Origin of the sequence: Rothia terrae, from assembly GCF_014705925.2 — a bacterium.
Lineage (GTDB): Bacteria > Actinomycetota > Actinomycetes > Actinomycetales > Micrococcaceae > Rothia > Rothia terrae.
Genome location: NZ_CP061539.1, coordinates 215346 through 233739 on the forward strand (window position 1 = coordinate 215346; position 18394 = coordinate 233739).

Sequence of the window (18394 nt, forward strand, 5' to 3'; positions counted from 1 at the left end):
GAGGCCATATGTCAGCTCAGAAACTTCACATTGACTGGGGAAAATGCGCAGGACGCGGGCACTGCATCGAACTGCTAGAAGAGAAGCTACGTGCCGACGAATGGGGTTACCCTTATTCACCGGAGGGCTCAAACATCGCTATTTCTGAGGAGCTGGCGGACTCGGCTCGGGAGGCTGTGGCCATGTGCCCTATGCAGGCGTTGAAACTGGTTTAGGTTTTGCGCAAAAAGTTACTCCCAAAGTACGTTCGCACTTTGGGAGTAACTTTTAGGCAGGACGCGCCGGATGTGCCGGGCGCCTCAGAAGGCCGGCTTTACAGCTCCTCGGGCTTAGGGAAGACCGGGGTGGTGCGTCCTGACATGGTCTCAAGCACGCGGATAACCTGTGATGAGTAGCCGAACTCGTTGTCGTACCAGACGTATACGATGACGCTGACGGGGGTGACGATGGTTGCGAGGCCGTCGACGACGCCCGCTGCGCGTGAGCCTACGAAGTCGGTGGAGACAACCTCGTGTGAGTCGGTGTAATCGATCTGGCGGCGCAGTGGTGACTTAAGTGCTGCTTCGCGCAGGATGGTGTTGAGTTCGTCCTTGTCAGCGGGCAGTTTATCCAGCTGCAGGTTGAGGATTGCCATGGAAACGTCCGGGGTAGGAACGCGGATAGCGTTACCGGTGAGCTTGCCTTCAAGCTGCGGCAGGGCCTTGGATACAGCCTTCGCCGCACCGGTCTCGGTGATGACCATGTTCAGTGCTGCGGAGCGGCCGCGGCGGTCGCCCTTGTGGAAGTTGTCGATCAGGTTCTGATCGTTGGTAAAGGAGTGAACGGTCTCAACGTGGCCGTGTACTACACCGTACTCATCGTCCAGTACCTTGAGGACGGGGGTGATTGCGTTGGTGGTGCAGGATGCTGCTGAGACAACGACGTCTGAGTCTTCGATGGTGTCGTCGTTGACGCCGCAGACGATGTTCTTCATGCCCTTGCCCGGTGCGGTGAGCAGTGCGCGCTTGACGCCCTTTGACTTCAGGTGCTGGCTCAGCGACTCTTCGTCGCGCCAGCGTCCGGTGTTGTCTACAACGATTGCATCCTTGATGCCGTAGGCGGTGTAGTCAATGTCTGACGGGTCTGATGCGTAGATGAACTGGATGGGGGTGCCGTTGGCGATGATGGTGTTGGTTTCTTCATCAACGCGGATGGTGCCTTTGAAGGCGCCGTGCACGGAGTCGCGGCGAAGCAGCGAGGCACGCTTGTAGAGGTCGATGTCTGAGTTCTTGCGAACAACAACTGCGCGCAGTGCTAGGTCTGAGCCAGATGAACGCTCGAGCAGGATGCGTGCGAGCAGGCGGCCGATGCGTCCAAAACCGTAGAGAACAACGTCCTGGGCAGGCTGAGTATCGGTGCCCTTCTTGCCTACGACCTCGGAGAATTCTTCGCGCAACCAGCCTTCGAGGTCTGAGGATTTTGATGCCTCAAACTTGTGCCAGAGAGCTGCAATATCAACGGATGCTGCGCCGAGTTCGAGGCTACTGAGAACCTGCAGCATCTTGAGGGAGTCAGCCGGGTTGAGTTCAACGGTGTCAATCTGACGGGCAAAGCGGTGCGCCTTGAGAATTTGAATGACTGACTTGTTGATGAGGCTTCTGCCGTGAATGCTCACCACCACATGGTTTTCGCGGTTGAGCTTGCCAATCAGAGGGATCATTGCCTCTGCTTCTGCTTCGCTTGCAACCCACTGTTCGTGAGCGTTTGCGGTAGAAATAGTCACAGTGCGACCTTCTTCCTCGGTACCTGCCTCATTGCAGTTACCGGTAGGGCACAAAATTGGTGTGCGATTTTTTGTGTCGGCGTGCTGGTGCCAGAACAATCAGTGAGCGACCGAATCGTCCTTGAACCGAGCACTCTAGCACCAGCTTATACGGTGAGCCCGCGCGGTGCACAGTTGAAGCGCAATATGTAGCTTGGTTACAAGAGGGGGCGGGGGAGTGTGGGTGTGGTGCTGACGTTCGGACGGGGGTGAAAAAGCACTGGACCTGCGTCATAAAGCAACATACAACGTACTGGGGACGTCGCGGAGTCGGCACTTAAGAAGTCGCTCACTGTCGATGGCATCATTATCTGGCTTCTTGGCATAGCACTTGTTGTCTATCTTTACTTTAAAAAGAAGTCTTTGAGCCCAAAGATTCTGGGGTGCACGTTCGTGATTATCGCTTTACTAGCAGTGATGCTCCACTCCATTAATGAGTCTTATACCTGGCTCATGGCGAAGTATTCAATGGTGTATGGAGTGGCTTATCTTGCTGGTATGCCTCCTCGAGAAATAAAGGCGAGGGCAGAAGGCTAGTCCGACGAAATGTGTTCACTCCCGCGCCTGTTCCCACCTCCGCTGGTAAAATAGAGCCATGTTGACTGTAATTGGCGAAGCCCTCGTAGACGTTGTTAAGCGTCCTGACCAGCCCGAACACGCATACCCCGGTGGTAGCCCCATGAATGTGGCTATCGGTGTCTCTCGTTTGGGGCATAAGACCCAGTTCATTGGACGCTACGGCGATGATGAGAACGGCAAGATGATCGACGCGCACCTGCGCGGCTCCGGCGTCCTTCTGCCCGTGGGTGCTGACGATAAAAAGACCTCCACCGCTCAGGCGAACATCGGTGAAACCGGCGCCGCCGAATACGAGTTCGATCTTGACTGGTCGTTGGACGCCGCCAAAGACACCCTGCGCGAGGTTGCTGAAACAGCCACCGCAATCCACGTAGGCTCCATTGGTGCCATGCTCGAACCCGGTGCAACCACCGTCGTCGAAACCCTGCAAGCAGCAGACGGCACCGCGCTGATTACCTACGATCCCAACTGCCGTCCCACCATCATTCCCGACTCATCGGTCGCCCGCGACTGGGCGCAACGCGTCATCAAGCAGGCCGATGTTGTCAAAGCAAGCGACGAAGACCTGCTGTGGCTCTACCCCAACCGCACCCTCGAAGACACCGCGAAAGCATGGCTAGAAGCCGGCGTTAACCTCGTGATCGTGACGCGCGGTGAAATGGGCCCCTGCGCCTTCACCAAGTCAGTGGCATCCCAGGGTGTCGCAGTCCCCGCGCACAAGGTAGAGGTAGCAGACACCGTCGGCGCTGGCGACTCCCTCATGGCAGCGCTGATTACCACCCTGTTAGACCGCGGCATCGAAGGTGCAGACGCATCCACAAAAATTGAGGAACTCACCGAAGACGACCTCAAAGAAATCCTGACCTTCAGCGCAACCGCAGCGGGCATCACCGTCTCACGCGCAGGCGCTAACCCGCCCACTCGCGAAGAACTAGAGACGGTTCTCAGCAACCGCAAGTAATCGCTAGTATGGAGGGGGTACTCGAGAAATCGTGTGCACCCTCGCGGTTTCTTAGACGCATATATTCAAGGAGGAATCATGCTCAATCGTGAACCTTACGCAGACCTGCCCGAACAGCCCACCTTCACCCTGACTTCAGAGGACATTAAAGACGGCGACCAGGCACCCGACTGGATGCTCTCCAAGGCAATGGGCCTTGAGAAGGGCGAAGACACCAACCCGCAGCTGTCGTGGAGCGGATTCCCCGAAGAAACCAAGTCGTTCGTCATTACCTGCTATGACCCAGATGCGCCGACCCCCAGCGGTTTCTGGCACTGGACTGCTTCCAACATCCCGGCAGACATCACCTCTGTTGCACGCGGCGCGGCAGATGAGCTCAAGGCAGTTAAGCATACCAACGACGGCGGCACCGACTCTTTCATGGGCTTCGCACCTCCTGAAGGTCACGGCGCGCACCGCTACATCTTCTGCGTCACCGCTGTAGACACCGAAGAACTCGACATTGATGCAAGCGCCAGCCCCGCCGTCGTGAACTTCAACCTGTTCTTCCACGGCATTGCTCGCGCCTTCCTCACCGTCACCCACGAAGAAAAGTAAGAGAGCACCTGACGCACCATGATCAAACTGATCGCCAGCGATCTTGATGGCACGCTGATTGGGCACGACTTTAAGTTCCGCCCGCGCACGCTTGCCGCGCTGAAATCCGTGCAGGACGCTGGCGTCCAGGTGGTTCTGGTGACGGGGCGTCCGCACCGCTGGCTAGAAGCCGTGGTGGAGCAGATGGACGGCTACAACTCTTACGCTATTTGCTCAAACGGTGCGGTGACCTACCACTTGGGTCGCGCCGAAGTTGTTTCAACGCACACGATGGCAGGGCGTGAAATCCACCGCGTCCACCAGCTGTTAGAGAAGGAATTTCCCGAGGCTCGTTTTACCGCAGAAACGCTGGACACAGCCTACCTGCAAAATGCTGAGGACACTCCCGCGCAACCCGGTGGTCCGCTAGAGAATATCGAGCTGGTCTACGGTGCGCTAGCTGAGGTTGTACCTGCCGATGCGCAGGTGGTGAAGTACCTGATTTTCTCTGAACAATACGAAGCTGAAGCTTTATTGGAGCGAGTCCGTGAGATTGCGGGGGAGCATGTCTCGGTGACTCACGCTGTGCCGGGTAGCCCCCTGATTGAAATGTCGTTGCACGGCATGAATAAGGGCTCGGTGCTGGCTGAGTTTGCGCGCGAACGCGGTATTGCCCCCGAAGAAGTTGTTGCGTTCGGCGATATGCCCAATGACACCGAAATGTTGAGATGGGCGGGCAAGGGCTACGCTATGGCCTCTGGCGCTCCCTCACTGATCGAAGCTGTAGGACGCGTGTGCCCGGCATTCGACGAAGACGGCGTGGCACAGAAAATCGAGAAGATTCTCGAGCGCTCCGAGGGGCTGGGCAACCCTCACAGGTAGCCGTTATTCTTTCATTTTGAAGTTTTTATTCGTAATATAGGGTGAATTTCGTCCCTATTATGAGACGTATAATGCGTGACTAGGCAAAACCCTCACGAGGTTACTGACCGGTAGTGTAAGTTGAGCTTATGCCTTTATCTCAGCACACTGGCGTCACACACACCACTCGCACACACCAGCTCGAAATCTTTGCCCACCGAGGCCTCAGCCTTGACTCTCCCGAAAACACACTCGCATCCTTTAAAGCCGTAGAAGCATACGAAGGTGCTTGGGTGGAAATCGACATTCACACGACCGCAGACGGTGTCGCAGTTATCTCCCATGACCCAACACTGGATCGCGTGGCGGGCGTCCCTGGGAAAATCGCCGCCATGAGTTTTGAGCAACTACAAGAAATAGACCTGCCCGGCGGTCACAAGGTTCCCACCCTGTTGCAGGCGCTCCAAGGCTTTCCGCATCTCTCGTTCAATATCGATATGAAAGACTACGCCTCAGCTCGCACCGTCCCTCAGGTGCTGGGGCAGATCGACAACCCCGGACGCGTCCGCATCACCTCATTCTCAGAACGCACCCGGCGCCGCGCCTACAAAGAACTGCGCGCCCTCGGATTAGAGAAAATTGTGCCGCTGGGTGCATCGGAAATTCTGATGGGGCTCATCTATATCTCATCGTGGTTTGGCCCGCGCGCATGGACAAGACTAGCCCCGCTGGTGCACCGCCACCTGCCCGCTGCCGACGCCCTGCAAATCCCAGAATCCTATGAGCTTTTAGGACGCACCTGGAACATCCTCACGCCCGCGCTGCTAAAAACCGCGCATGTCAACGGCTACAAGGTGCACGTATGGACGGTCGACGAACCCTCCTGCATGCGACGCCTCTTCAACATGGGAGTCAACGGCATTGTGAGCAACCGCATTGATATTCTTGAAGGCGTGCGACGCGGATACACAGCTTAAGCATCGCCACTAAAACAGTGCCTCACTAGGGCATACGGCAGGACGCGTGACGGAACGCGTCCTGCCGCCTTTTAAGGTGCGCGAGACTAGCCCAAAAACTAAGCTCCGCCTATAATCGCCCGCTGACATTTGGGTTGATAAGGTGACTGTCACTCCATAGGGAATCCCCCACTATGTGCCCCAGAAAGATACACACTCTATGAACAATCACCTATCACGCCGCACCCTCACCAAAAGCGCGGCATGGGCGGCACCCGTAGTGCTCGCATCCTCCGCTGTGCCTGCCTATGCGGCGTCGCAGAATCCGCAGTACTACGGTGCGCAAAGCCGAAGCATTGATCCGCAATACCCCGATAGAAGCTGCTACATCTATACGGATGACTCGGGCTGTTGGTCAGGAGCCTGCAGGCTTCTCCTTGGGGTATGAGCCAGGAGAGGCCGTGGATACCACAGCAACCTTAACTTCGCTGGAATTTTGGGTTGCGATTCCGCAGAATATGGCGGATTCGGTCACTATATATAGCCCCACCAGCCAGTACTGGACACAAACGAGTAGAACCACAATCACCGAAATTGAGCACTACATGAATGGCACTTTCTCTACTGATAGCGTTAGTAGCTACTACCTCTATAAGTTCACGTTCTCCGGGCCTAAAACAAATCAAGTGCGGTACTCGGGTGACACCACTACATGGCCTAATTCGACGATCGATTTGAGGTTTCACGGAAACAGTTGTGCTTATGACACCACTGTGCCGACTATTTATAGCGGCTATGTTGCTAACTACACTACCGAGAATGGTGCGGCTGGAGAGGTTTACTTGGTAGGTAAGCAGAGCCAGCGTCCATAACTCTATACATACGAAATGCCCGAGCTGCATATGAAAATCATATGTGGCTCGGGCATTTCGTATGTGGTCACCAGTAAGGACGCCCGCCGCTGTCGTTCTATATGGTGGCGGGCGCGCGTCGGTGCGAGGGGCTGTGTTGGATTTTGCAGGAGTGTAAAAATTTTAAATACCTGCTGAACCCTTGAAAAATCAGGCAAAAACAGCCTTTTCTAGACCGCTTGGATAAGCGCATCCGCCTGTCTACTAGGAGATATTTACATAAATTTAACAGGTTTCTTCTTTGGGGTAACAACTTCTGCGGGTGTATAACGGAAGTGGAGAACCATTTGGCACTCTGTGTGTTTAAGTAGGAATTTGTGAGGTAAGGAACCCTATGCACCTACAACCCAAAGATCAAGAAAAGCTACTGGTAGTAGTTGCTGCAGATCTGGCGCGTCGTCGTCAGGCTCGAGGTCTCAAACTCAACTACCCCGAAGCTATCGCTATCATCACCTACGAACTGTTGGAAGGCGCTCGCGACGGCCGCACCGTTGCAGACCTCATGAACTGGGGCAGCACCATCCTCACTCGCGAGGACGTCATGGAGGGTGTGCCCGAAATGATTCCCGACGTGCAGGTCGAAGCCACTTTCCCCGACGGTACCAAGCTCGTGACCGTCCACCACCCCATTCGCTAGGAGCTGTCGATGATTCCCGGAGAATACATTCTTTCCAAAGACCCCGTGATCTGCAACGAAGGACGCGAGGCAATCACCCTTGAGGTGCTCAACCGTGGCGACCGCCCCGTTCAGGTAGGTTCACACTTCCATTTTGCTGAAGCTAACCGTGCCCTCGAATTTGATCGTCAGGCAGCACTAGGATGCCGCCTCGACATTCCTGCTGGCACCGCGGTTCGCTTGGAACCCGGTGATAAGACCACCGTGAGTCTGATTCCGCTGGGTGGCGATCGTATTGTGTACGGCTTCCGCGACCTTGTTGACGGTCCGCTGGATCCTCATGAAGCAACCACTTTCGACGATGAAGCTTACGAGTACAAGCAGCGTCCTCGTCGTTCATCGGTAGGTGGCGACGCGCCTCAGCCGCTCAATGAGCGCGAAGGCTATTCGAACGAGACTAACGACTAAGGCTGAGGAGCATAATAATGAGTTTTGAACTGAGCCGCGAACGCTACACCAGCCTTTACGGACCGACCACCGGCGATGCGATTCGCCTGGCAGATACCGAGCTGTTCGCAGAAGTTGAATACGACCTCACCACCCCCGGTGAAGAAGCTGTGTTCGGTGGCGGCAAGGTTGTTCGTGACGGCATGGGCCAGAACAGCCACATGGTGCGCGATATGGGTATTCCCGATCTCGTGATCACCAACGTTGTGGTCATTGACTACACCGGTATTTACAAGGCTGACGTTGCTGTCCGCGACGGTCACATTATGGCAATCGGTAAAGCAGGCAACCCGCACACCATGGATGGTGTGACCATTCCTATTGGTGTGGCAACCGATATCGTGGCAGGTGAGGGCAAGATTCTGACCGCTGGCGGTATCGACACCCACATCCACTTCATCAGCCCCGACCAGATTGAAACCGCTCTGGTTTCAGGTATCACCACCATGTTCGGTGGCGGTACCGGCCCCAGCGAATCGACCAAGGCAACCACCATCACTCCCGGTGAGCGCAACATCCACAACATGTTGCAGGCTTTTGAAGAGTTCCCCATGAACTTTGGTCTGCTGGGCAAGGGCCACGGCTCGTCCATCTCACCTATGGCTGAGCAGATTCGCGCCGGTGCTGTGGGCCTGAAGATTCACGAAGACTGGGGCGCAACCCCGTCATCCATCAACACTGCGCTTGAGGTAGCTGACCAGTACGACGTTCAGGTGGCAATTCACACTGACACCCTGAACGAGGCTGGCTTTGTTGAAGACACCCGCGCAGCAATCGCAGGACGCGTTATCCACACCTTCCACACCGAAGGTGCGGGCGGCGGTCACGCACCGGATATCATCGAGTTGGCTAGCGACGAGAACATCCTTCCCGCATCCACCAACCCGACTCTGCCCTACACCAAGAACACTCTTGAAGAGCACCTCGATATGCTCATGGTCTGCCACCACCTCAACCCCTCAATCCCTGAGGACGTTGCCTTCGCAGACTCCCGCATCCGCAAAGAAACCATTGCGGCTGAGGACGTTCTGCAGGACATGGGCGTGTTCTCCATGACCTCGTCTGACTCGCAGGCTATGGGACGCGTGGGCGAAGTAATCATGCGCACCTGGCAGGTTGCGGACTCCATGAAGAAGCAGCGCGGCCAGCTACCTGAGGACGAAGGTAAAACCGGCGATAACTTCCGCATCAAGCGCTTTATCGCTAAGTACACCATCAACCCGGCTATTGCGCACGGTATCTCGCACGTGGTGGGTTCTGTTGAGCCCGGCAAGTTCGCTGACCTGGTGCTCTGGGAACCGCAGTTCTTCGGTGTTAAGCCCGATCTGATCATCAAGGGTGGTCAGATGGTCAACAGCATCATGGGTGATCCCAACGCATCGATTCCTACCCCGCAGCCACGCTGGTACCGCAAGGCATTCGGTGCCTACGGAAGCGCTGTTCACAGCACCTCCATCACCTTCATGTCGCAAGCATCCCTGCTCAACGGCGTCTCACGCCAGCTGGGTTTGAAGAAGCACGTGCGCGCGGTCAAGGGTATTCGCGATCTCAAGAAGTCAGATCTGAAGCTCAACGGCGAAATGCCCAAGCTCAGCGTTGACCCCGAGACCTACGAAGTACGCGTGAACGGTGAAGTAATCACCGCTAAGGCTCAGGACGAGCTGCCCATGGCTCAGCGCTACTTCATGTTCTAAGAAGGAAAATTCTTGATTATTACCGAAATTCTAGGCAATACTCACGAGGCTGACGGTGCAGCGCTGGTTGAGGGACGCCACCTTGAAAAAGTCGTCCTGCCCAGTGCTGACCTGGTCAAACGCATTCAGCGTTTGACCACCGACCACAATAACGAGGTAGGTTTGCGCCTGCCCGCCAGCTCACCCGATCTCAAAGACGGCGATATTCTCGCGCTTGAAGATTCCGGTGAGCACGGCAATGCCATTGTGGTCTCGGTACTGCCCACCGACGTGCTGGTGATCGCGGCGTCCTCCATTGTAGAAATGGCGTTCGTGGCGCACTCACTGGGCAACCGTCACCTTCAGGCACAGTTCTTCGACACCGACAGCGAATATCAGGCTGAAGTCATGGTTGTGCAGTATGACCACACCGTCGAAGACTTCCTCAAGCACCACAAGGTCGCGTACTCGCGTCAAGAACGCGTCATGCCCGTGCCCTTCCGCCACGCTGAGCACACGCACTAGAACATGGTGAATACATCGCTGGCATCCATGCTGGGAATGATGCAGCTAACCGACTCAGCCCTTCCCACCGGCGCATTTAGTCACTCCCTCGGGTTTGAACCCTACATGCACCGCGAAGAGCTAGAGGACGAAGCCTCGTTCTCAGCGTGGATGCGCATGTTTGTGGAACAGCAGCTCACCTACACGGACGCGTTGGCTATTCGTATGGCCTACGCGGCGCACTCTTTCGACGACGTCGCTGACCTTGATGAGCTGGTGACCGTTCAGGCGCTACCGCAGCAGATTCGCGACGGCGGCATCACCATGGGCAAGCGTCTGCTGTCTTTGGCGTCGGCGTCATACCCCAGCGAATGGGCGGACGCTTACGCCGCCGGGGTAGCGGACGGCAGTCTCTACTCGCATCAGGCTGTTGTGTGGGGGGTGATTGCGCGTGATCTTGAGGTGCCGGTGGACGAGGCCGTGGCGTCACACCTTTATGCCACCGTTATCTCGCTGACGCAGAACGCTGTGCGCGCGATTCCGCTGGGGCAGAACACCGGTCAGCGCGTGATCCGTGCGGCTCAGGAGTGGATTGCCCGCGCCGTTGAGGAGTCTGCTGCGCTCGATGAGGAAGACCTGGGCGCTATTGCCCCCGGCCTTGAAATCGCGCAGATGCAACACGAGCGTCAGCGCGCGCGTCTGTTTATGAGTTAAGTGTAAGGCTGCTAGGGATAGAGCGATTCCGCGATGCGCTATCGCCAGCAGTCCCTCTCGCTTCACTCGCGCGGGGCGCTCGGAAGCGATTCACGCCAGCCCCGATGCCAGCTGGCGATAGTGCATCGCGGACTCGCAAGTGGTTCACTCCACTGAAGTTTTTAAACCAGAAGATTTTGAAAGAAGGTTTGACTATGGATCCGATTATTATTGGTATTGGCGGCCCCGTGGGCGCCGGCAAGACCCAGCTGATTGAACGCATTTCACGTTCTATGAGCGATGAAATTTCAATGGCTGCAATCACCAACGATATTTACACCATTGAGGACGCTAAGATTCTGGCGCGCAATTCCGTGCTCCCTGAATCTCGCATCATTGGTATTGAGACCGGCGGTTGCCCGCACACCGCTATTCGCGAAGACACCTCGATGAATGAGGCAGCTATTGAAGAGCTGAAGAAGCGTTTTGATGACCTGCAGATCATCTTCGTGGAATCCGGTGGCGATAACCTTTCGGCAACCTTCAGCCCCGAACTTGTTGACTTCTCTATTTACGTGATTGACGTGGCGCAGGGTGAGAAGATTCCGCGTAAAGCTGGTCAGGGCATGATCAAGTCAGATCTGTTCGTAATCAACAAGACCGACCTCGCACCGCACGTGGGTGCTGACCTGGACGTTATGGAAGCCGACTCCAAGGTCTTCCGCAAGAACAAGCCCTACGCTTTCACCAACCTGAAGACCGACGAAGGCCTTGAGACCGTGGAGAACTGGATTCGCCACGACGTGCTCATGCTCGACCTCGCATCCTAATTTTCGATGGCTACTGAACACGAAACCCATAACTGGGCAGGCGTGCTTAAGCTCGGTGTCACCGAACGCAATGGACGTTCGGTGGCTACGAGCCAGTACCACGAGGGCGCGCTGCGTATTCTTCGCCCGCATTACCTGGATGCGTCCGGGCAGGTCACCTACACCGCCATTAACCCCGGCGGTGCATATTTTGGCGCGGATCGCTACCTGCTGGATCTGAAGGTTGAGCAAGGCGCGTCACTACTGCTGACCACGCAGTCGGCAACCAAGGTGTACAAGACTCCGCAGGGTCCCGCCTACCAAGAGATGACGGTGGATCTTGGCCCCGGCGCTGTCTTCGAGTATGTGCCTGACCAGCTGATTGTCTACCGTGAAGGCGCGTACAAACAGCGCACACTGGTGACCATGGATCCTACCGCCTCGCTAGTGATGTCAGAAATCATCACGCCGGGCTGGGCGCCGGACGGCTCGTCCTTCAAATACCAAGAGTTGCGTATGCGCACCGAAATTCGCGTGACGGGGGAGGGCGGTGACAAGCGTCTAGCGGTTGATCAGCTGCGCCTCAAGCCCAGCGAACTCGGTGATATCCGCGGCGTCGGGCTCATGGAGGGGCATAGTCACACCGGGCAGCTACTCCTAGCGGACGCCCTCATCGACGATGCCCTCTATGACGAGCTGGCGGCAATGGTGGAAGGCTCCAATACGCTCTCTGGCATCACCCGTGCAGGACGCGACGCTCACGGTGTGCACTGCGTGGCGGTGCGCTCCCTGGCGAACTCCACCGCCGACATTGCTCAGTTGCACCAGGACATCATTAACCTCACCCGTAAAACCTGGCGTTACCAGGCGAAACTTGATCTACGAAAGCACTAAAAAGAGGAAACACGAACCATGAAGATTCAGGATGTTCTACGGGGTGTCTCCCAAATCTACTTTGCGCGAAGCTCCGCCACCGGCGTCCTGATTCTTGCAGGCGTTGCACTTTTTGATCTGCGTACTGCCGTGCTTATGGCACTCGGTGCTCTCGTGCAGACACTGACCGGTCTTGCCGTGAAGCGGCCTGAGGCTGTGACTGACGGTCTCTTTGGCTTCAACGGCGCGCTCGTTGGTGCTGCCGCCGGTGTTCAGTTGCAGAACTGGCCCATCGGTTTAGCAATGACAGTGGTCGGTGCTGCACTGTGCACCCCCGTGCAGTTTGCCTTTGAAAAGCTCTTTGCCACCAAAGCTCTGCGCGGTGCGGCACTTCCTGTCTCTACCGCACCGTTCTGCACTGTCACCGGCATCCTCATCACCCTGCTCGCAGGCTTCAAAGCAACCGGCGGTGCGTTGAGCTCCGGAACCGGCGTGAACGGGGTTTATGTGGGGCTCACCAACAACATCGCCGAGGTTGTTCTTGCTGACGGTGCGGTGACGGGCGTTCTGATTGCAGCAGGTTTGTTTGCCGCATCCCTCGTGCTTGGTGGCTTCGCCCTGTGGGGTAGCGTACTGAGCCTGCTCATCGCGTCTCTGGTGCACGGCGGTCTTGCTACCACCTCAACCGGACTCTTCGGTTACAGCGCGGTGCTCGTCTCTATCGCTATCGGTGCCACCTTCTGGAACGACCGCCCGCTATCAGCGCGCATCACCGGTGCAACCGTGGGCATCCTGCTCACCCTGTGCATCCAACCCCTGCTGGCACTGACCCCGATTCCCGTCTACACCTGGCCCTTCCTGCTCTCCATGTGGATTGTGATGCTGGTAGGCTCAAAGTTCACACCAACCGCCCAGAAATAGGCGTTACTCTATCTCAGTGACTGTGCAACAACAGAAAATTCAAGATGACCCGCTGGGGCTCAAAAGCTTGCGTACCCGCGTACTGGTATGGGCTACAGTGCTCCTGATAGCGCTCGCGGTCGCCGCTTTTCTAGGGATTACTGTAGGCGCTGTGCCGCTGACCTTGGGGGAAACTCTCAACGTTATTGCGCACCATACTCTCACCCCTCACAGCCCAATTACGTGGTCACCTTCTGTGGACGCCATCATCTGGCAGGTGCGTTTACCGCGTGTTCTGCTTGCTGTAGTTGTCGGTGCGAGTCTTGCCGTGAGCGGCATGGTCTTGCAGGCGATGGTACGCAATGTTCTGGCTGAACCATACCTGCTCGGCATTAACTCGGGTGCTTCAGCGGGTGCTGCACTGGCGATTCTCTTTGGTGCAGGCGTTGGTGCGTTTGGTGCTCATGCTCTACAAGCAACCGCTTTTCTAGGGGCGCTAGCGTCGTCCATTGCGGTCTACCTTCTAGCTCGGACGGGCGGACGCATTACCTCCCTGCGTCTGCTTTTGGCTGGTGTGGCTGTGGGCTACGCTCTCAACGCTGTTACCAGCTTCTTAATCTTTGCTAGCGGCGATGCCGAAGGTACGCGTTCTGTGATGTTCTGGTTGCTCGGTTCACTCTCGCTTGCCGCCTGGGGAACTCCGCTGACAGCAACAGTCATTATTACTGCACTTACCGGGATTATTTTCTGGGCGATGAGCAAACACCTTGACGTCCTATCTGTTGGCGATGAATCGGCGGTAAGCCTTGGTATCTCACCCGAGAAAATCCGCCTCATCCTGCTCGTTATCATCTCGCTTAACGTGGGCGTAGTGGTTGCCACAGCGGGCAGTATCGGCTTTGTTGGACTCATCATCCCGCACCTTGCCCGGCGATGCGCCGGTGCCCTACATCGCGCGTCCTTACCCATTGCCGCCCTGATGGGTGCAACCCTGCTCACCCTTGCAGACCTTGTAGCGCGCACGGTCTTAGCACCCCAAGAAATACCCATCGGCATCCTTACCGCCTTAGTGGGCACACCATTCTTGCTGGTACTGATTAAGAAAATGCGCTCGTACTCCTAGAAAGACCTAAGCTTTATGAAACACTTATTCACTGTTGTTGGTGCGCTGGCAGCTGTAGGAGCACTTGTGCTGACAGGATGCTCTAGCGCAGAAAATTCCTCGGCTGGGGCATCGGGAGAATCGGTGACCGTGCAGAACTGCGGTACTGACGTCACCTTCAATAAAACACCCGAACGCATGGTTTTGCTCAAGTCCGCAGCTGTTCCGGCATTGCACGACCTCGGTGTACTTGACCAGGTGGTAGCCCGCGCGGGCGCCTACCCAGACGCGTACTACGATCAGGCAACCCGCGATGAACTGAACAAGATTCCCATGCTGTCCGACGACTTAGATGCCGGTGGCCACCTGAACATCTCAAAAGACACGGTGATTGCCCAGCAACCAGACCTCGTACTGGGTGAAGTCGATAACCTCGACCGCGCTTCCCTTTCGCAACTTGGTATCCCGCTGATTGAAGAACCTGCTATGTGCAAAAGCGGGGCCCCCGAGCATCAAAGCTTTGACTCTATCTACGATCAGCTTGAAACGTACGGCACTATTTTTAATAAAAAAGACCGGGCGGACGTTGCAATCAGCGACCTCAAAACCCGAGTGGACGCGGTGAAAAAGCAGGTGGGTGACGGCGACGGACGCACCGCTGCCGTCCTTTACCCCACGGTGGGTGGCGGTACTACCTACGCCTACGGCAGCAAATCGATGGCAGAACCTCAGCTAGAAGCTGCCGGTTTTAAGAACGTTTTCGGTGACGTTGACCAGCGCGTTTTTGAAGTCACCGGCGAAGAACTGATTAACCGCAACCCCGACGTGCTGATTCTTCTCTACTCGGAGGGTGATGAACAGGCCGTCGCTGACGCCGTCAAAAACCTACCGGGCGCAGACTCAATCACTGCTGTGCACGACAACCAGATGCTGGTTCAACTCATGAACTTCACCGAACCCGCAACCCCTCTGGTGGTGGACGGTCTTGAACGCATTGTTGAAAGGTTCTATCAGTGATTCGCGCGCAGAACCTCACCTACGCCTACGGCACTCAGACTGTTTTACACGGTGTAAATCTTGAACAGCGAGCGGGGCGGGTGCTGGGACTGGTGGGCCCTAACGGTAGTGGAAAATCAACACTGATTCGCAACCTCAGCGGCGGTTTAAAACCGGTTGAAGGACGCGTCACCATCGGCGGAAAAGACCTAGGGTCCTACTCGGCTCAAGAACTTGCGCGGGAAGTTTCTACCGTCATTCAAGAACGAGACAGCGAACCCGGGTTAACCGTTGCGCAGATGGTGATGCTCGGTCGCACCCCTCGCCTTGGCATGTTCGCGCGACCGGGAGCGTCCGATGAAGAAAAGGTCATTCGCAGTCTTGAATCGGTCAATGCTCTGCACCTTGCCCAGCGGTTCTTTGCAGAACTCTCCGGCGGCGAAAAACAGCGCGTTCTCATCGCCCGATCGCTAGCGCAAGATACGCCCTACATCTTCTTAGATGAGCCCACCAACCACCTCGACATCAGACACCAGCACGAGCTGCTGGGACTGATTCGCACCAACTCGCGTAACACCGTGATTGTTCTGCACGATCTCAATCTCGCCGCGCAATATTGCGATGACGTGGTGCTCCTCGACTCTGGACGCGTGGTCGCACAAGGTCCCGTGGGCGACGTCTTGACGCCTGCGTATCTAGAGCCCGTTTACGACATGGCCGTTCATCGCATAGAACACCAAGGCAAAACCCACCTACTATTCGAGCCGCGTAACCCCGAAGGGAGCTCATGAGCGCACAGGAATCAATCAACGCCTACTGGGATCAGCGAGCTGAAACCTACCATCGCTTGCAACAGCGTCCAGACCGTAAAAATGTTGACCGTGAAGTATGGGGCGACATCATCCGCGATACCCTGCCCTCTCATGCGCAGAGAGTCCTTGATATCGGCACAGGCTCAGGATTTCTCGCTTTCGTGCATTCTGACGTGGGCAAACAGGTCACAGGCGTAGATTTATCAGAACAGATGCTGGAGATCGCAAGACACGAGGCTCTCAATCTACCCGAGCAGCAGCGTCCTGAATTCATCATGGCGGACGCGGTTGAGCCAGCACTCACCCTTGGTGAGCGAACCTTCGACGCGGTCACCAGCCGCTACCTCATGTGGACGCTCCGCCACCCGGTTGAAGCGTTGAAAAACTGGCGAGGGCTTTTGGTTCCCGGTGGCACACTGATCGTAATCGATGCGCCCTGGTTTCCTCGCGGTTTGGATGAGAATAAGACCGAAAACTTCGCTGAACTTTACGATGAAACCGTACGCGCAGAACTGCCGCTGGCCGAGGCGCAAAGCATCGAATCAACCGTTGCGGTCATTGAGCGGGCGGGCTTTATCGACATTCAGGTGCGCGAGCTGACCCAGGTGCTTGAACTGGACTTAGCCCAGGGCGCTACTCCCGGGCATCAGCCGACCCTGCAGTACCTAGTGAGCGCGACGCGTCCTTAGATATAACCGTTGCTACATACGAAATGCCCGAGCTACATATGATTTTCATGTGTAGCTCGGGCATTTCGTATGTGGTTGGTCGGGGCGCGAGGACGCTAGTGCGCCGCCGCTTCCGGAGATTTGGGGTCGGTCGCGTCCGGCGTGAGCGGGTCTGCCCCAGCGGCACCGGTTCCCTTATTGATAGCTGCCATGACGTGGTAGATCACCAGGGTGGCGGCGGTACCCAGGGCAATGCCCGCGAACTGCAGGTTGCTGAACTCCCAGGTGTAGTCGGCGATACCGATGATCATAGCGATGGACGCGGTGGTCAGGTTCACCTGGTTAGAGAAATCCACGCGGTTCTGCACCCAGATGCGCACACCGAGCATACCGATCATGCCGTAAAGAACGGTTGCAGCACCGCCCAGGACGCCCGCGGGCACGGTTGCCACGGCGGCACCGAAAACGGGGAAGATAGACAGCAGAATCGCGAAAATTGCAGCTACCCAGTAAGCGGCGGTGGAGTAGACCTTGGTCGCCGCCATCACGCCAATGTTCTCAGCGTAGGTGGTGGTGCCTGAACCGCCGCCCATGCCCGCAACGGTGGTTGCCAGGCCGTCAGCCATGATCGCGCGTCCTGAGTAGGCGTCCAGGTTAGTGTTGGTCATCAGCGCCACCGATTTCACGTGGCCGATGTTCTCGGCAACCAGCACGAGAATCACGGGAATAAACAGGCCAGCTAGGTTCCAGTGGAACTCAGGATGCTGAAAGTGCGGCAGACCAATCAGACCCTCGGATTCCCAGGTCTGGTGAATGGTCGTGAAGTCTACTTCGCCGCGCAGGACAGCGGTGATGTAGCCGATGATGACGCCCAGAAGAATAGACAGGCGTCCGATCATTCCCTTGAAAATGACCGAAATCAGCACGATGCTGGTGAGCGTGACCAGCGCGGTGATAGGTGCCTTCATAAAGTTGTCTTTAGCGGACGGCGCCAGGTTGAAGCCGATGAGCGCCACGATAGAGCCGGTCACCAGCGGTGGCATGAGCTTGGTCAGCCAACCCGTGCCCGCAAACTGCACAATCAAACCGATGATGAACAGCGAAATACCCGCCATCACAATGCCGCCCAGTGAGCCGCCGGGGCCGTACTGGTTGGACGCTGCCGCCAGGGGAGCGATGAAGGCGAAGGACGAGCCCAGGTAGGAGGGCACGCGTCCTGCCGTCAGAAGCAGGAAGATGATGGTGCCGATACCCGAGAAGAACAGGGTAGTCGCCGGCGGAAAACCGGTCAGCAGGGGCACAAGGAAGGTCGCACCAAACATTGCGATCACGTGCTGCGCGCCAATGCCGATAGTGCGACCCCACGAAAGACGTTCATGCGGAGCAACAACTGCGCCGGGGGCAATAGCCTTGCCGTTGCCGTGCAGCTGCCATGAAAAAGGAGAGCGAGAAGATGCCACGAGAGTTCATCCAAACCATAGAGTGCGAGATAAATCGTGGCTAGTTTACTCTGCTTGCCTTAGAGGTGACCACGTAAACACCGCAGTGGCCACAAAAGCGTCAAAACCCACGGGAAAAACGGTGTACATTGACGTT

Annotated in this window: 22 protein-coding genes; 20 read left to right on the forward strand and 2 right to left on the reverse strand. The window is 56.6% G+C overall.

The window, feature by feature from the left end; translation table 11 throughout:
- The first annotated feature begins 8 nt into the window (after positions 1 to 8).
- A complete protein-coding gene (locus IDM49_RS01045) occupies positions 9 to 215 on the forward strand; it encodes a ferredoxin (protein ID WP_190724715.1) in 207 nt (68 codons plus the stop codon).
- Positions 216 to 313: 98 nt separating this feature from the next.
- On the opposite strand, the gene IDM49_RS01050 is transcribed toward IDM49_RS01045, so the two are convergent.
- On the reverse strand, positions 314 to 1756 hold the full coding sequence (locus IDM49_RS01050; RefSeq protein ID WP_190725372.1) for a glyceraldehyde-3-phosphate dehydrogenase: 1443 nt from the start codon (positions 1754 to 1756) through the stop codon (positions 314 to 316).
- A gap of 408 nt (positions 1757 to 2164) precedes the next feature.
- Between IDM49_RS01050 and IDM49_RS01055 the strand changes: the two genes are divergently transcribed.
- The 19 genes from IDM49_RS01055 (at position 2165) to IDM49_RS01145 (ending at position 16819) form a co-directional block, all read left to right on the forward strand.
- A complete protein-coding gene (locus tag IDM49_RS01055; protein WP_190724716.1) occupies positions 2165 to 2338 on the forward strand; it encodes a hypothetical protein in 174 nt (57 codons plus the stop codon).
- A 58-nt stretch (positions 2339 to 2396) separates the two neighbouring features.
- On the forward strand, positions 2397 to 3341 hold the full coding sequence (locus tag IDM49_RS01060; RefSeq protein WP_190724717.1) for a carbohydrate kinase family protein: 945 nt from the start codon (positions 2397 to 2399) through the stop codon (positions 3339 to 3341).
- A 78-nt stretch (positions 3342 to 3419) separates the two neighbouring features.
- Complete coding sequence (locus tag IDM49_RS01065; protein WP_190724718.1) at positions 3420 to 3938, forward strand: YbhB/YbcL family Raf kinase inhibitor-like protein; 519 nt, start codon at positions 3420 to 3422, stop codon at positions 3936 to 3938.
- Between the two features lie 18 nt (positions 3939 to 3956).
- Positions 3957 to 4799: a Cof-type HAD-IIB family hydrolase gene (locus IDM49_RS01070; RefSeq protein WP_190724719.1), complete on the forward strand. Its 843-nt coding sequence runs from the start codon at positions 3957 to 3959 to the stop codon at positions 4797 to 4799.
- 128 nt (positions 4800 to 4927) lie between these two features.
- Positions 4928 to 5755 (forward strand): glycerophosphodiester phosphodiesterase family protein, encoded by an 828-nt coding sequence (locus tag IDM49_RS01075; protein ID WP_190724720.1) that lies wholly within the window; start codon positions 4928 to 4930, stop codon positions 5753 to 5755.
- Between the two features lie 199 nt (positions 5756 to 5954).
- Positions 5955 to 6182 carry a hypothetical protein gene (locus IDM49_RS01080; protein WP_190724721.1) on the forward strand — a complete coding sequence of 76 codons (228 nt, stop codon included), beginning with the start codon at positions 5955 to 5957 and terminating at the stop codon, positions 6180 to 6182.
- A 13-nt stretch (positions 6183 to 6195) separates the two neighbouring features.
- Positions 6196 to 6606, forward strand: coding sequence for a hypothetical protein (locus IDM49_RS01085; protein ID WP_193836660.1), 411 nt, complete (start codon positions 6196 to 6198; stop codon positions 6604 to 6606).
- Positions 6607 to 6979: 373 nt separating this feature from the next.
- Positions 6980 to 7282: an urease subunit gamma gene (locus IDM49_RS01090; RefSeq protein WP_168614412.1), complete on the forward strand. Its 303-nt coding sequence runs from the start codon at positions 6980 to 6982 to the stop codon at positions 7280 to 7282.
- A 9-nt stretch (positions 7283 to 7291) separates the two neighbouring features.
- A complete protein-coding gene (locus tag IDM49_RS01095) occupies positions 7292 to 7729 on the forward strand; it encodes an urease subunit beta (RefSeq protein ID WP_190724722.1) in 438 nt (145 codons plus the stop codon).
- 17 nt (positions 7730 to 7746) lie between these two features.
- Positions 7747 to 9462: an urease subunit alpha gene (gene ureC / locus IDM49_RS01100; protein WP_190724723.1), complete on the forward strand. Its 1716-nt coding sequence runs from the start codon at positions 7747 to 7749 to the stop codon at positions 9460 to 9462.
- A 12-nt stretch (positions 9463 to 9474) separates the two neighbouring features.
- Positions 9475 to 9966 (forward strand): urease accessory protein UreE, encoded by a 492-nt coding sequence (gene ureE / locus IDM49_RS01105; protein ID WP_190724724.1) that lies wholly within the window; start codon positions 9475 to 9477, stop codon positions 9964 to 9966.
- A gap of 3 nt (positions 9967 to 9969) precedes the next feature.
- Positions 9970 to 10659 carry an urease accessory protein UreF gene (locus IDM49_RS01110; RefSeq protein WP_190724725.1) on the forward strand — a complete coding sequence of 230 codons (690 nt, stop codon included), beginning with the start codon at positions 9970 to 9972 and terminating at the stop codon, positions 10657 to 10659.
- Between the two features lie 194 nt (positions 10660 to 10853).
- The gene (gene ureG, locus IDM49_RS01115) at positions 10854 to 11468 is read left to right on the forward strand and encodes an urease accessory protein UreG (RefSeq protein WP_168614417.1); all 615 of its coding nucleotides are present in this window, start codon (positions 10854 to 10856) and stop codon (positions 11466 to 11468) included.
- 6 nt (positions 11469 to 11474) lie between these two features.
- Positions 11475 to 12341, forward strand: a complete 867-nt coding sequence (locus tag IDM49_RS01120; RefSeq protein ID WP_190724726.1) for an urease accessory protein UreD — start codon at positions 11475 to 11477, stop codon at positions 12339 to 12341.
- Positions 12342 to 12359: 18 nt separating this feature from the next.
- Complete coding sequence (locus IDM49_RS01125) at positions 12360 to 13241, forward strand: urea transporter (RefSeq protein ID WP_190724727.1); 882 nt, start codon at positions 12360 to 12362, stop codon at positions 13239 to 13241.
- A gap of 22 nt (positions 13242 to 13263) precedes the next feature.
- Positions 13264 to 14343, forward strand: a complete 1080-nt coding sequence (locus IDM49_RS01130) for a FecCD family ABC transporter permease (RefSeq protein ID WP_228008134.1) — start codon at positions 13264 to 13266, stop codon at positions 14341 to 14343.
- Between the two features lie 15 nt (positions 14344 to 14358).
- Positions 14359 to 15339, forward strand: coding sequence for an ABC transporter substrate-binding protein (locus tag IDM49_RS01135; protein WP_190724728.1), 981 nt, complete (start codon positions 14359 to 14361; stop codon positions 15337 to 15339).
- Entirely contained in the window at positions 15336 to 16109 is a 774-nt protein-coding gene (locus IDM49_RS01140; RefSeq protein ID WP_190724729.1) for an ABC transporter ATP-binding protein, read from the forward strand. Before IDM49_RS01135 ends, IDM49_RS01140 begins: the two co-directional genes overlap by 4 nt.
- Positions 16106 to 16819 carry a class I SAM-dependent methyltransferase gene (locus IDM49_RS01145; protein WP_190724730.1) on the forward strand — a complete coding sequence of 238 codons (714 nt, stop codon included), beginning with the start codon at positions 16106 to 16108 and terminating at the stop codon, positions 16817 to 16819. The genes IDM49_RS01140 and IDM49_RS01145 overlap by 4 nt, the downstream gene beginning before the upstream one ends.
- A 95-nt stretch (positions 16820 to 16914) precedes the next feature.
- On the opposite strand, the gene IDM49_RS01150 is transcribed toward IDM49_RS01145, so the two are convergent.
- A complete protein-coding gene (locus IDM49_RS01150; protein WP_168614423.1) occupies positions 16915 to 18258 on the reverse strand; it encodes a uracil-xanthine permease family protein in 1344 nt (447 codons plus the stop codon).
- Positions 18259 to 18394 lie beyond the last annotated feature (136 nt).